Here is a 12,720-nt window from a genome sequence, read left to right as displayed (position 1 = left end):
TCAATTAATAAGCTGCATCAAGTTTCTGCCCCGGTAAGAGCAATTTAGTATTAAAGCCATCGATATAGCGAAACACAGATAAATCATCGGCAGCAATAGCAGGTTTATTTCCTGAAATTAAATCAGCTAATAGTTGCCCAGAGCCACAAGCCATTGTCCAACCTAATGTGCCATGCCCTGTATTTAATGATAAATTGCGATAAGCCGTAGGCCCTACAATAGGTGTACCATCAGGTGTCATAGGTCTTAAACCCGTCCAAAATGTGGCTTTCTCAATATCACCACCACCTTGATAGAGATCTTGTACAACCATTTTTAATGTTTCACAGCGCGATTTTAAAATATCCAGATTAAAACCAACAACTTCTGCCATTCCGCCGACACGAATTCGCTCATCAAAACGCGTTACCGCAATTTTATAAGTTTCATCTAAAATCGTGGACATTGGTGCTCTTGAAGCATCAATAATCGGCATCGTAAGTGAATAACCTTTAAGAGGATAAACCGGAATAGCGACTTTGTTTTTCAAAAACTCTGTTGAGTAAGAGCCCATGGCAACAACATAGTGATCGGCTGTTAATAATCCATCATGGCATTGAACGCCCGCTACTTTATCACCATCAAATAATAAATGTTTGATTTCTTTGTTAAATAGGAACGTAACACCCGCATCTTCAGCCATTTTAGCGAGTTTTTTCGTAAAAGTTTGGCAATCGCCCGTTTCATCATTCGGTAAACGTAAGCCACCCGTTAATTTGTGGCTAACATGCTCAAGCGCTGGCTCTGCTAATTTTAATTGTTCCGCAGTTAACAATTCATAAGCAACGCCCTCTTGCTTTAAGACAGCAATATCATTGGCTGCATTATCAAATTGCTTTTGATCGCGAAAAAGTTGCAGAGTTCCACCTTGACGCCCTTCATATTCAATACCGGTATCTTGGCGCAACTGACGAATGCAATCACGGCTATATTCAGCAATACGCACCATACGGCTTTTATTCATGGTGTAATGTGAAGCATCACAATTACGTAACATTTGCCACATCCAACGTAACTGGAAAAGTGAGCCATCAGGTTTAATCGCTAAGGGTGCATGCTTTTGGAACATCCATTTAACGGCTTTTAATGGAATACCCGGCGCTCCCCAAGGCGTTGCATATCCCGGAGATATTTGACCTGCATTACCAGCGCTAGTCTCTTCTGCTGCACTGCTTTGTCTATCAACAACAATGACTTCATGGCCTTGTTGTACAAGATACCACGCACTTGTTACACCAATAACGCCGCCACCTAAGATGATCACTTTCATGGCAAGACTCCAATAATTTACATTGATATAACATAAGAATAATATTCCATACACAAAAAGCCAATATAGAATAATCATCTAGACTAATAAAAAAGCAAATTTTAGAGTTGAGTCACATTTGATTGCTATTCAACAAGTGATTTTCAAAAATAATTATTAAATTAACGCATAAAATCAACGAGATATAATTTTAACCATAAATTATAATAATATTGATTAGTAAATTATTTAAAATTGAAGAGAGTTTAAGGCGTAAGAAAAGGAAATTGAGGCTTTATTAAAATCCAAAAATACACACCAATTAAGATGATAATTCTTTAATTAACTCACTTTGGTTGCTCTTTTTACTAAAAATAACCAATTTAAAGCATTGCCTAAAAAATGACACTTTTTAGCTTTTTAAAAGTATAAAAAAACCAGTATCACAAATTATATGAATACTGGTTTTTTTCTATTGTGATAAAGCAGTAAACGTAATTAGCGTTTTACTTCTTCTAGATCACTAGGTAGTGGTGACTGTAAACTTTGCCAGATAATACCACTGTCTTTACCATATTGACGGACGCAGTCCATGACATGCTCGACATCTTTTTGCTCACATAATGCAGCCAGTTTTTTATAGAATGCTAACGCGAGTTCTTTGGCTTGAATATTTGAGAAATAATAACGGCCTACGCGCGTATAAAGCCCTTTTAAGCCATTTAAGATAAGACCATAAATTGGATTACCTGACGCAAACGCCAATCCACGGAAAATATTGTAGTCCAGTTCACTAAACTCATCAGCACTATTTTCAGTAGTAAGCTCATGGTTTAAAACTTCAATACATTTTTCAGGACTATTTCTAAATGCTGTACGTATAAAAATAGCTGAGATATTGGTTCTAACCGCCAATAAATTATCTATTAACTGTGGTACTCGATCATGATCAAGACGAGCAACTGTTTCAAGGATATTAAGGCCCGATGTTTCCCAGAAATTGTTTACCTTCGTTGGCTTTCCGTGTTGAATAGTCAGCCAACCATCACGAGCTAGACGTTGTAACACTTCTCTTAATGTGGTTCTTGTGACACCGATTAATTCAGAGAGCTCACGTTCCGCTGGAAGAATAGATCCAGGAGGAAAACGATTATTCCAGATGCTTTCAACAATATACTCTTCCGCAAAACCTGCGGGGCTTTGAGCCTTAATAACCATATTTTTATTTCTTCCGAAGCGATTTTTCTGCTAATAATGGAAAAGATAATATCAGAATGCATAATTTTGATATAGCTCAACCATCATTAAATAGTGAATGGCATCATAAAACTTGATGTAGTTTTATCAATTTATTATTACTAAGGCGCTTAATTTCACAGCGATTAGCGCGTACTATGGTTAAATTGCGCATCATTGCGCTTAAAATCTCTATTTGGAGGATGAGAAACCTAATGGATATGAGTATAAGACAAGCACTACTAAAGAACTTTATGGGGAATTCCCCAGATTGGTATAAGCTTGCTATTCTTACTTTTTTAATTATCAACCCACTGATTTTTTTCTTTGTTGACCCTTTTGTCGCCGGCTGGCTATTAGTTGTAGAATTTATTTTTACGCTGGCTATGGCGCTAAAGTGTTACCCGTTACAACCCGGAGGATTACTTGCTATTGAGGCCGTCATCATTGGTATGACTAGCCCAAAACAGATTGGTCATGAAATTGCCAACAACCTTGAAGTGATTTTACTTCTTGTCTTTATGGTTGCAGGTATCTATTTTATGAAGCAATTATTACTGTTTGCTTTTACTAAACTGCTGTTATCCATTCGTTCTAAACGAATGTTATCTATTGCCTTTTGCTTCGCAAGTGCATTTTTATCTGCCTTTTTAGATGCTTTAACCGTAATCGCAGTTGTAATCAGTGTCTCTCTCGGTTTCTACTCTATTTATCATAATTTTGCCTCTAATCAATCAGGTGCAGAATTAAGTAATGATGGATTTATTGATACCGCAGAGAAAAAACAAACTTTAGAACAATTCCGTGCCTTTTTACGTAGCTTAATGATGCATGCTGGTGTCGGTACTGCGTTAGGTGGCGTAATGACCATGGTGGGTGAACCACAAAACCTGATTATTGCAAAACATTTAGAATGGGATTTTGTGACCTTTTTTATCAGAATGTCACCAGTCACTATTCCTGTTTTCTTCGCGGGCCTTGCAGTGTGCTACTTTGTAGAACGCTTTAAGCTCTTTGGTTATGGTGCCGAATTACCTGATTTAGTTCGTAAAGTTCTCACTGAATACGACAAGAAAAACAGTGAAAAACGTACTTCTCAAGAAAAAGCTCAACTGATGATCCAAGCATTAATTGGTATTTGGTTGATTGTTGCTTTAGCGCTCCATTTAGCAGAAGTCGGTATTATCGGGTTATCTGTTATTATTCTTGCCACTGCATTTTGTGGGATCACAGAAGAACATGCTCTTGGTAAAGCATTTGAAGAAGCTTTACCTTTCACTGCGTTATTGACCGTATTCTTTTCTATCGTTGCCGTTATTATTGACCAACAGTTATTTGGCCCTATTATTCAGTTTGTTCTTCAAGCTTCAGAATCCTCACAACTGTCTCTTTTTTATCTCTTTAATGGTTTACTATCTGCTATTTCAGATAATGTGTTTGTGGGTACGGTTTATATCAGTGAAGCGTTAACCGCATTGCAAGACGGATTAATTAGCCAATCACAATATGAGCATATTGGTGTTGCTATTAATACAGGTACAAACTTACCTTCTGTTGCGACTCCAAATGGTCAAGCGGCATTCCTGTTCTTATTAACATCGGCACTATCACCACTCATCCGTTTATCATATGGTCGAATGGTGATAATGGCACTGCCATACACGATTGTAATGACATTACTTGGTTTAGTGGCTGTTGAATTTTGGCTTGTTCCTGCAACACATTGGTTCTATGAAATTGGTTTAGTTGCTATTCCATAACAATAGATCCACAGTTACACCACATTAATAGGACTTTTATTTGATAAAAGTCCTATTTTCTTCTTCAAATGAAGCTTGAATGTAAATATTTGTGAAATAACGGATTTTAACTTTTTTTGAGCTTAATTTTTGGGCAGAATATACACTTATTTTATTTAATATTTAAATGGATATTATTATGCTGACTTCTCTTCGTCACTGGTCACAAAGCCGTTTTTCATGGCTATTGCTTGCATTAACAGCAATAGGTCTTGAAGGTGCTGCATTGTATTTTCAGTACGGAATGGAATTAATGCCTTGTGTAATGTGTGTTTATCAACGCATCGCAGTATTGGGTATATTAGTTGCTGCATTGATTGGGGCTACCGCACCTAAAATGGCGCTTATGCGTATGGCGGGTGGTTTCTTATGGATTTATTCCGCATACCGAGGAATAGAACTCTCTTGGGAACATACACAACTTATTCTGAATCCATCCCCTTTTGCAACCTGTGACTTTTTTGTCACTTTACCCTCTTGGTTTGCTCTGCAAGATTGGTTCCCTGCTGTATTCCAAGCAACTGGTGATTGCTCTGTCAGCCAATGGCAATTTTTAACTTTAGAAATGCCACAATGGATGCTTATTATTTTCTCTGCTTATTTTGTTGTAGGTTTATTAGTATTAATGAGCCAAATAACAAGTTCTTTTAAAACAAAAGAATAAAAAAGAAAATAGCCCTTAGCGATAAACTAAGGGCTATTTTTATAATAAAAATTTGGTGATTAAATATTCAACCAACAATAAGCTTTAACCTGGAATACAAGCCCCTTCAATTAAAGCTTGTTCACTACAACGCTTGCCATTAGCAAATTGACACACTGGTGTCTGACCACCATGTAATTCATAGTTTAAAGAAGGCACACCACCTGAAAAGACACAGGTTGCCTTGGCTGATTCATCTAAGGGAATATCAAGACTGGTTGTCGGTATTATTCGACTTTTACTAACCACTTGTGTAGATGAATATTGTGTCTGCGCTGAATTACTGCATCCTGCAATAAAAGCAAAGCTAGTTAACATAAATAGATAACAAGCTGTTTTAAATTTCTTTTGCATCAAAGACACCCTAATTTCTTCCAGTTATTCCTATTAGTGTGAAGCACTTTTTGAAAGTAGATTTATAACTAAAACACCAGCAATAATTAAAGCCATACCAATAATGGCAGGTAAATCAAGTTTTTGTTGATAGAGAAATACAGCCGCAACAGAAACTAAAACTATCCCTAATCCACTCCATATTGCATAAGCAATACCTAATGGCATAACTCTTACCACTTGAGAAAGTGCCCAAAAAGAAAAACAGTAACCAATGACGACCACAATAGATGGATATAATCGGCTAAAACCATCAGAAGCTTTTAGCATTGTTGTCGCAATCACTTCAGATATAATTGCCAACATTAGGTAAGTTAATCCATTCATTTTTTCGCCTTAATCCTATACAAAGTCAATTTTGTGAATTCTATCACAAGCGAGATTAAGGATATTCACCACAACAAATAAAAAAGGCATCTTTCATATTGAATAGATGCCTTTATATCGTGGAAATACTTATTTAGTGTTGATGAAGTTGATTCTTTTGACGCGGCTCTCCACCCATCGAAACACGATAGCGATTAAAGATAAAACCACACCAAATAACTGCGATAACACTTAATATTGTTCCTGCATAGCCAAGGTTTGTCATGCCAGCATGTAAGATAACTTGATTACCAATCAATGCTCCTGCGCCAATACCGATATTAAAAATACCGGAGTAAATAGACATCGCAATATCTGTTGCATCGGGAGCTAAATCAATCACTTTAACTTGCATACCAAGGCCGATACACATAAAGCCAATTCCCCAAAATATAATCAACACAATGAATGTCGTTAAATTTTGGCTACTTATCATTAATAAACTTAAGCAAGCAGTAAGTAAAATTAGTGCAAAGAATAAAAATGATGTTGGCATCTTGGCACTGTAACGACTAAATAACACACTACCAATAATGCCAGCACCACCAAAAATAAGTAAAACTAACGTAGCAAAGTTTTGATCTAATTTTGCAATATCAATAACAAAAGGCTCTATATAACTATAAGCAGTAAAATGTGCAGTAACCGCGATGACGGTTAACAGAAAAATCCCCATTAATGGGCCACGTTTTAATAACACAGGCACACTTTTTAATGATCCCGAATGCTCACTCGGTAATAAAGGTAAATAACGCATTAATGCAAACATGGTAATTAAAGCTAAAACACCAATTCCCATAAAGGTTGCACGCCATCCTAACCATTGTCCAACGACACGCCCAATAGGTAAGCCAAGAACCGTAGCTAATGCAGTTCCTGTTGCTAATAATCCTAATGCCTGAGCTCGTTTACCAGGAGGTGCCACTCTAATAGCCAGTGATGCGGTAATCGACCAAAACACTGCATGAGAGAAAGCAACGCCAATACGACCTGCTATCAGTGATTTAAAATCCCATGCTACGCCAGATAAAATATGACTTAAAATAAAGATAATAAATAAAATAATAAGTAACTTACGTCGCTCAACTTTGCTTGTCATTATCATTAAAGGCAAAGACATTAAAGCCACAACCCAAGCATATATTGTGATCATTAAACCTGTTTGAGCAGGGATCATACCGAAGCTTTCAGAAATATCACTTAACAGTGCAACAGGAACAAATTCTGTTGTATTAAAAACGAAAGCCGCGAATGATAATATTATTACTCTGATCCATGCAGTTTGACGGCTAACTTCATTTACGTTTGATGCTGCGATATTCATAATTAATTGATGTTTTCTTAAATTATATTGATATATATGCCATGCTTTTTTATAGAAGCTTTTGTCTGATTTGCTTTTCTCACTTGTGATAAAAATAGATTTATTAGATTGAAAGTAAAAAATGGCATAAAGATAAAAATGCATTTCATTAGAAACAAAAAATAAACCAAATTATCACTAAACTTCATTGCTAAAGCGAATCAGCTATCAATTTTAGCATATTCATATCGCGATTTTAAATCCCCTTGGCAACTTCTTTTTAACGTTAACATAATCTTCCAATAGAGAGATTGTAGATATAAATGACCTATCACTACTTTATGTTGAAGAATAAGAATATACTCTTTTCAAGAGAAATATATTGTAGATTCATTGAATTAAGTTAAGAGATATTAATTTAATAGCTGGAAATAATCTTACTGTTGGACAAAAGATAAATGAAAATAGAAAGAATCTTAAGATTACTGACTCAAGTCATTAATAACTTGAAGTGCCTGCTCGCAAGCAATGTTTTTCGTGGGTGATGTTGAACCATCAAAAGCATTTTTAATAGTTGAAATTTGTTCTTTTGCAGGTCGTGGTAATATTAAATTTCCATTAGAAAGTGCTTTTTCAACATTATTTAGCTTTTCAGCTAACTGCTGACAACTTCCATTGTTATCTTTAGATTGATAAATAGCCATAAGCGTATCGCGTTTTGCTCCTACGCTAGAAAGGGTTTCACGTACTGTTGATGACGAACTTTCAATCACTTCGCGACTTTCATTCCAAAACTCAGCAGTATTATCTTTAACGACAGACACTATTAAAATAGCGGCAAGAATAGCCAGCATAATAGTTAGCGATAATATCCCTCCTGCAATAATAAGTATCTGTTTCATATTAAACCCCACATATAAATCACATCTGTTTTAATATTTCTTTTTAATATATATAGTTAAAATAAATCAGGTTCAATCTGGATTACGATTCTTTTTATTTTTTACATTTTATTACGGTGGTATACAGTTCTATTTATTCTTATTTATAAAAAAATAAGCACCTAGTTCTACTTAGGTGCCATTAAATAATACATAAATTTTTCTTGATTAAATTATTTTTTAGAGCAACATGCAATATAATTTAACACATGTCGATTCTCTCTAAAAAAACGGAACATTGATAAGAATCGTGGTCTATTTTGCTTATTTACCAATCCATTCTTAATTATCTTTGCGGTTCCAAATAAGCCTTCATCACGAATTAAACCAACAGGTGACATTAAACTCATGTTACCCGATTTTATTTTTACTTCTGAAAAACCAATATTAATAAATAAGTCATGCCACTCTTGCTTAAACATGGGTGCTACATTTGATTTCACTACACCGATTAATTTATCTCTATTAACATCATCATTTTTTTTCATAATATCGTGAGTTAATAACAAACCACCGGGTTTTAAAACACGGTAATACTCTTTTACTAACTTTGCTTTGGCTTTATCTGCATACATTGTCAACATTGCTTCATTTATAACAATATCAAAAGTATTATCAGGAAAAGGTAAAGATAATGCATTTGCTTTTGTTAATTGGATCAAATGTGATAACTGCGCATTATCAACATTTTTTTGTGCATGAGACAAAGCATTATCATCCATATCGATAGCAATAATATGACAACCGTATTTCTTGGCAATCTCGATTGATGTTGTCGCCATATTGCAAGCAATCTCAAGAACATGGCTTGAGGATGTAAACTGTGCATTATTAATTAACCAATCAGATGCCTCTACGCCGCCCGGTCTTAAACGTGTTTTCCCTAAACTCGCTAAGAAGGTATGCCCTGCTTTTGACGATCCTTGAGACATAGATTGCGTTGTAGTTTGATTATCCATATAGTCACCTTAAAGTTGCATTGTTAATACAACTTTATAGCAAAATAGATTTAATGGGAATAGTTATCATTACTTTTCTTTTTTTATAAAGAAATTCCGAGCATACAAAGAGGTATAAAATTAGATATTGGTATATAACCAATTGAAACAAAATAGGTTAAAAAGCCATTCTGTAATTACGTCATTAAAGGTAAAGAACATTAAACTTTGAATAACAACATTGACCTTCCCCTAGGGGGAATCTTTAGAGTGATAACAATTTCACGATAAATCCAAGGAAACTGTTATGAAAAAGATTTTACCTGCTGCTGTTATTTTAATGAGCGCAATCTCTTTTGGTGCAATGGCAAACAATACACATATGAATATGGATGCATCACACAATAGCTCTCCTATGCAAAAAGAGCTCAATGAATCTATGAATAAAATGCATGTTGATATGGCAAAAGGAATGAACACTGATAATGCAGATGTTGCTTTTGCTGATGGCATGATTGCCCACCATTTAGGCGCTATTGATATGGCTAAAATTGAGTTGAAATATGGTACTGATCCTGAAATGCGTAAACTAGCTCAAGCTATTATTGATGCGCAAGGTCCTGAAATAGAACAAATGCAAAAATGGTTAGAAAAAAACAGAACCAATAAATAATAAATTTATAAGGCTGTGATTTATTAAGCACAGCCTACCTCATTTTTTGTTTTTCCCTTCCAAATTCCTATTAAAGATAAATCAAATAATTTTCTAATCTTCATCTCATACATTATAATTTTGCAATTACCACAACATTAATCACTTTATCCCGTATGGAGTCCATATGAATAAATTAGAAAACATGGCGTTATTAACTCAAAAACTCGCCATGCAGATTGAAAAATGGACTCACGATACTAATCAATTTGAAACTCAAATTCCGGGATTAACGCTAACACACTGGACTTCTCCTACACCAATTACCAGCCATACTCACAAATCGGGGATCTGTTTAATTGCCCAAGGTGAAAAAAGAGTGATCTTAGGAGAAGAGAGCTTTATTTACGATGCCAACCATTTTTTAATTTCTTCAATAGAACTCCCTGTTATGGCAAATATTATGAAAGCCAGCAACGAGAAACCGTTTTTAGGGCTAGTTATGGAGTTAGATCTGCAAGAAATATCCCAACTCATCGTTGATAGTGAATTAACATTTAATCCAGATTCAAATGCCCAAAAAGGCATTGCAATCGGTGAATTATCAGAGCCTTTAGTCAATGCATTTATTCGCTTGCTCACTCTTCTTGATGAACCTGATAGCATTAAAATCCTTGCTCCAGGGATCAAACGTGAAATTTTCTATCGTCTACTGGTTACAGAACAAGGTGAACGTTTGAATCAAATCGTTACTGCGGGTAGCCATAGTCATCAAATAGCTAAAGCCATTGATTGGCTAAAAAGTAATTATATAAAACCATTAAACATCAATGAATTGGCTTCATGTTCAGGAATGAGTAAATCTGCTTTTTATACTCATTTTAAAACGATGACATCAATGACTCCGCTTCAATTCCAAAAAAAATTACGACTCAGTGAAGCCCGTCGATTGATGTTAACTGAAAATTTAGGAGCAATGACAACCACTTTCCGAGTTGGTTATGAAAGCCCTTCTCAATTTAGTCGTGAATATAGCCGATTATTCGGGGCTCCACCAGCAACCGATATTAAGATGCTTAAAGAAACAGATCGTATTTAACCGTTATAAACTCTCTTATTCTCTCTCTTATCTAACTTATATTATTCACAATCATCATTTTAGTTTTTTGGAAAAATAGGCAAGAGACTAAGAAGATCAGACATTCATTTCTAAATGGGAAAGCGATAGCATTCTCCTCAACAAATAATCCATTCCTATCTTATTTGAAATTAAAAAATACAATCGACTTCAATTAGATAATCTTTAATCTGGCAATAGGATCTCAAAATGCAACTCGATTTCTCTTACTATAATCCAACCACCATTCATTTTGGTAAGAACTCTCTTGCTAAATTAAATGATGAATTATCACATTATGGCGAAACCATCATGCTGATGTATGGCCGTAACGCTATCAAATCTAATGGCCTTTATGACGAAGTCATGGCAATACTTAAACATGCAGGAAAAAAGGTAGTTGAGTTATCTGGCGTTATGCCCAATCCAACCTATGCGAAAATGATGGAAGGTGCTCAATTAGTACGTGAACATAATGTCAGCTTAATATTAGCGGTCGGTGGTGGCTCTGTTATTGATTGTGCAAAAGGCATCTCTGTTTCTGCTTATTGTGAAAATGAAGATCCTTTTCAAAAATACTGGGTTGAATATCAAGATGTGACAAATAAAATTGTTCCTGTCGCATCAATTCTTACCATGGTAGGCACAGGCTCTGAAATGAATGGTGGCTCAGTCATTACCCATGAAGAGACTAAATATAAAATTGGGCGTGTTTTTCCTGCCAATATATTCCCTAAATTTTCAATTTTAAATCCAGAATATACCTTTACAGTTTCTCAATATCAGATGGTGAGTGGTGTTTTTGACACGATGTCTCATTTGATGGAGCAATACTTTTCTGATCAAGGTGCAAACACAACGGATTATTTAATTGAAAGTTTATTAAAATCTTCGATTGATAATTTACGTGTTGCACTTAAAAATCCAAGTGATTACGAAGCAAGAAGTAATCTTATGTGGAATGCAACACTTGCATTAAATACCCTCACAGGATTATCAAAAACGCAAGATTGGCAAGTTCACATGATTGAGCATCAATTAGGAGCCTATACAGACTGTGCTCATGGAATGGGACTTGCTGCAATTTCTCTACCTTATTATCGTTTTATCTATAAATTTGGTATCGAGAAATTTGTACGCTTTGCCACTCAAGTATGGGGAATTTCTACTGAAGGTAAAACACAAGATCAAATTGCGCTTGAAGGTATTGATGCACTGGAACATTTCACAAAAGAATGCGGTATTGTGACTTCATTAGAAGACTTAGGTGCAACAAGAGAGATGCTTCCTGAGATTGCACAATCAACCACAATTATTGGTAGAGGCTATAAAAAGCTAACAACTAAAGATGTGCTCGATATTTTGGAAGCATGTTTTTAATACCATTCTAGTATTAAATAGATAAAAAAAACGGACCTCAATGAGGTCCGCTTCTTTATATGGTGCCCAGGGCGGGACTTGAACCCGCACAGCCTTACAGCCGAGGGATTTTAAATCCCTTGTGTCTACCGATTTCACCACCTGGGCTAAATTGTATTTACTTGTTACGCTTAACATCCGTTTATCAAACAAGATAGATAACAAATAAATTTAAAGCATTTACTTCTAAGCTAACTTTAGTTTTTTACGCTTCTCTCACCAACTTGGTTGCTAGTGGAAGAAAAAACGGACCTAAGTTAAGGTCCGTATTTATATGGTGCCCAGGGCGGGACTTGAACCCGCACAGCCTTACAGCCGAGGGATTTTAAATCCCTTGTGTCTACCGATTTCACCACCTGGGCTAAATTCTGTGGTGCGTCCGTAAATTCTTACTACTAAGAAAAATACTGGTATGGACGACTTATTACTTACTTCCCAATGCCATTCACAATGGACTTTTTTTGCACCAAACTCTTAATCTAAAAGAGATGGTGCCCAGGGCGGGACTTGAACCCGCACAGCCTTACAGCCGAGGGATTTTAAATCCCTTGTGTCTACCGATTTC

At 35.6% G+C, this 12,720-nt stretch carries 12 protein-coding genes and 2 tRNA genes; 5 read left to right on the top strand and 9 right to left on the bottom strand.

Features of this window, described 5'->3' with window-relative positions; all coding sequences use genetic code 11:
- Positions 1–4: 4 nt before the first annotated feature.
- Both ABN236_RS12310 and fadR read right to left on the bottom strand, forming a co-directional pair.
- Positions 5–1,309, bottom strand: a complete 1,305-nt coding sequence (locus tag ABN236_RS12310) for a D-amino acid dehydrogenase (RefSeq protein WP_349474106.1) — start codon at positions 1,307–1,309, stop codon at positions 5–7.
- A gap of 477 nt (positions 1,310–1,786) precedes the next feature.
- On the bottom strand, positions 1,787–2,506 hold the full coding sequence (gene fadR / locus ABN236_RS12305) for a fatty acid metabolism transcriptional regulator FadR (RefSeq protein ID WP_088495349.1): 720 nt from the start codon (positions 2,504–2,506) through the stop codon (positions 1,787–1,789).
- A gap of 233 nt (positions 2,507–2,739) precedes the next feature.
- Here fadR and nhaB point away from each other — a divergent pair, with 233 nt between their 5' ends.
- Both nhaB and dsbB read left to right on the top strand, forming a co-directional pair.
- Complete coding sequence (gene nhaB / locus ABN236_RS12300; protein ID WP_088495348.1) at positions 2,740–4,284, top strand: sodium/proton antiporter NhaB; 1,545 nt, start codon at positions 2,740–2,742, stop codon at positions 4,282–4,284.
- 178 nt (positions 4,285–4,462) lie between these two features.
- Complete coding sequence (gene dsbB / locus ABN236_RS12295) at positions 4,463–4,987, top strand: disulfide bond formation protein DsbB (protein WP_088495347.1); 525 nt, start codon at positions 4,463–4,465, stop codon at positions 4,985–4,987.
- Between the two features lie 84 nt (positions 4,988–5,071).
- Here dsbB and ABN236_RS12290 read toward each other — a convergent pair whose 3' ends face one another.
- The 5 genes from ABN236_RS12290 to ABN236_RS12270 form a co-directional block, all read right to left on the bottom strand.
- Positions 5,072–5,380, bottom strand: coding sequence for a putative hemolysin (locus ABN236_RS12290; protein ID WP_349474105.1), 309 nt, complete (start codon positions 5,378–5,380; stop codon positions 5,072–5,074).
- Between the two features lie 33 nt (positions 5,381–5,413).
- Positions 5,414–5,746: an SMR family transporter gene (locus ABN236_RS12285; protein WP_194950653.1), complete on the bottom strand. Its 333-nt coding sequence runs from the start codon at positions 5,744–5,746 to the stop codon at positions 5,414–5,416.
- Between the two features lie 133 nt (positions 5,747–5,879).
- Positions 5,880–7,109: a sugar transporter gene (locus tag ABN236_RS12280; protein WP_088496021.1), complete on the bottom strand. Its 1,230-nt coding sequence runs from the start codon at positions 7,107–7,109 to the stop codon at positions 5,880–5,882.
- Positions 7,110–7,570: 461 nt separating this feature from the next.
- Positions 7,571–7,990, bottom strand: a complete 420-nt coding sequence (locus tag ABN236_RS12275; protein ID WP_349474104.1) for a hypothetical protein — start codon at positions 7,988–7,990, stop codon at positions 7,571–7,573.
- A 212-nt stretch (positions 7,991–8,202) separates the two neighbouring features.
- Positions 8,203–8,988, bottom strand: a complete 786-nt coding sequence (locus tag ABN236_RS12270; RefSeq protein WP_349474103.1) for a class I SAM-dependent methyltransferase — start codon at positions 8,986–8,988, stop codon at positions 8,203–8,205.
- A 286-nt stretch (positions 8,989–9,274) separates the two neighbouring features.
- On the opposite strand from ABN236_RS12270, the gene copM reads away from it, so the two are divergent.
- The 3 genes from copM (at position 9,275) to ABN236_RS12255 (ending at position 12,116) form a co-directional block, all read left to right on the top strand.
- The gene (copM, locus tag ABN236_RS12265; RefSeq protein WP_349474102.1) at positions 9,275–9,640 is read left to right on the top strand and encodes a CopM family metallochaperone; all 366 of its coding nucleotides are present in this window, start codon (positions 9,275–9,277) and stop codon (positions 9,638–9,640) included.
- 166 nt (positions 9,641–9,806) lie between these two features.
- Positions 9,807–10,718, top strand: a complete 912-nt coding sequence (locus tag ABN236_RS12260; protein WP_088495342.1) for an AraC family transcriptional regulator — start codon at positions 9,807–9,809, stop codon at positions 10,716–10,718.
- A gap of 228 nt (positions 10,719–10,946) precedes the next feature.
- Positions 10,947–12,116, top strand: a complete 1,170-nt coding sequence (locus tag ABN236_RS12255) for an iron-containing alcohol dehydrogenase (protein WP_088495341.1) — start codon at positions 10,947–10,949, stop codon at positions 12,114–12,116.
- A 60-nt stretch (positions 12,117–12,176) separates the two neighbouring features.
- On the opposite strand, the gene ABN236_RS12250 is transcribed toward ABN236_RS12255, so the two are convergent.
- Both ABN236_RS12250 and ABN236_RS12245 read right to left on the bottom strand, forming a co-directional pair.
- Positions 12,177–12,263 (bottom strand) — tRNA-Leu (locus ABN236_RS12250).
- A 167-nt stretch (positions 12,264–12,430) separates the two neighbouring features.
- Positions 12,431–12,517: transfer RNA gene (locus ABN236_RS12245), tRNA-Leu, on the bottom strand.
- Positions 12,518–12,720: the final 203 nt, after the last annotated feature.

This window comes from Proteus sp. fly-1013, from assembly GCF_040140245.1.
Taxonomy (GTDB): Bacteria; Pseudomonadota; Gammaproteobacteria; order Enterobacterales; family Enterobacteriaceae; genus Proteus; species Proteus mirabilis_B.
The sequence above is the reverse complement of the archived record's forward strand: the minus strand, read 5'-3'. Positions and strand labels throughout refer to the sequence as shown.

Excerpts from the sequence above, each read along its gene's own strand:
- ABN236_RS12310 (WP_349474106.1), bottom strand. The coding sequence starts at position 1,309 with ATGAAAGTGATCATCTTAGGTGGCGGCGTTATTGGTGTAACAAGTGCG.
- fadR (WP_088495349.1), bottom strand. The coding sequence starts at position 2,506 with ATGGTTATTAAGGCTCAAAGCCCCGCAGGTTTTGCGGAAGAGTATATT.
- nhaB (WP_088495348.1), top strand. The coding sequence starts at position 2,740 with ATGGATATGAGTATAAGACAAGCACTACTAAAGAACTTTATGGGGAAT.
- dsbB (WP_088495347.1), top strand. The coding sequence starts at position 4,463 with ATGCTGACTTCTCTTCGTCACTGGTCACAAAGCCGTTTTTCATGGCTA.
- ABN236_RS12290 (WP_349474105.1), bottom strand. The coding sequence starts at position 5,380 with ATGCAAAAGAAATTTAAAACAGCTTGTTATCTATTTATGTTAACTAGC.
- ABN236_RS12285 (WP_194950653.1), bottom strand. The coding sequence starts at position 5,746 with ATGAATGGATTAACTTACCTAATGTTGGCAATTATATCTGAAGTGATT.
- ABN236_RS12280 (WP_088496021.1), bottom strand. The coding sequence starts at position 7,109 with ATGAATATCGCAGCATCAAACGTAAATGAAGTTAGCCGTCAAACTGCA.
- ABN236_RS12275 (WP_349474104.1), bottom strand. The coding sequence starts at position 7,990 with ATGAAACAGATACTTATTATTGCAGGAGGGATATTATCGCTAACTATT.
- ABN236_RS12270 (WP_349474103.1), bottom strand. The coding sequence starts at position 8,988 with ATGGATAATCAAACTACAACGCAATCTATGTCTCAAGGATCGTCAAAA.
- copM (WP_349474102.1), top strand. The coding sequence starts at position 9,275 with ATGAAAAAGATTTTACCTGCTGCTGTTATTTTAATGAGCGCAATCTCT.
- ABN236_RS12260 (WP_088495342.1), top strand. The coding sequence starts at position 9,807 with ATGAATAAATTAGAAAACATGGCGTTATTAACTCAAAAACTCGCCATG.
- ABN236_RS12255 (WP_088495341.1), top strand. The coding sequence starts at position 10,947 with ATGCAACTCGATTTCTCTTACTATAATCCAACCACCATTCATTTTGGT.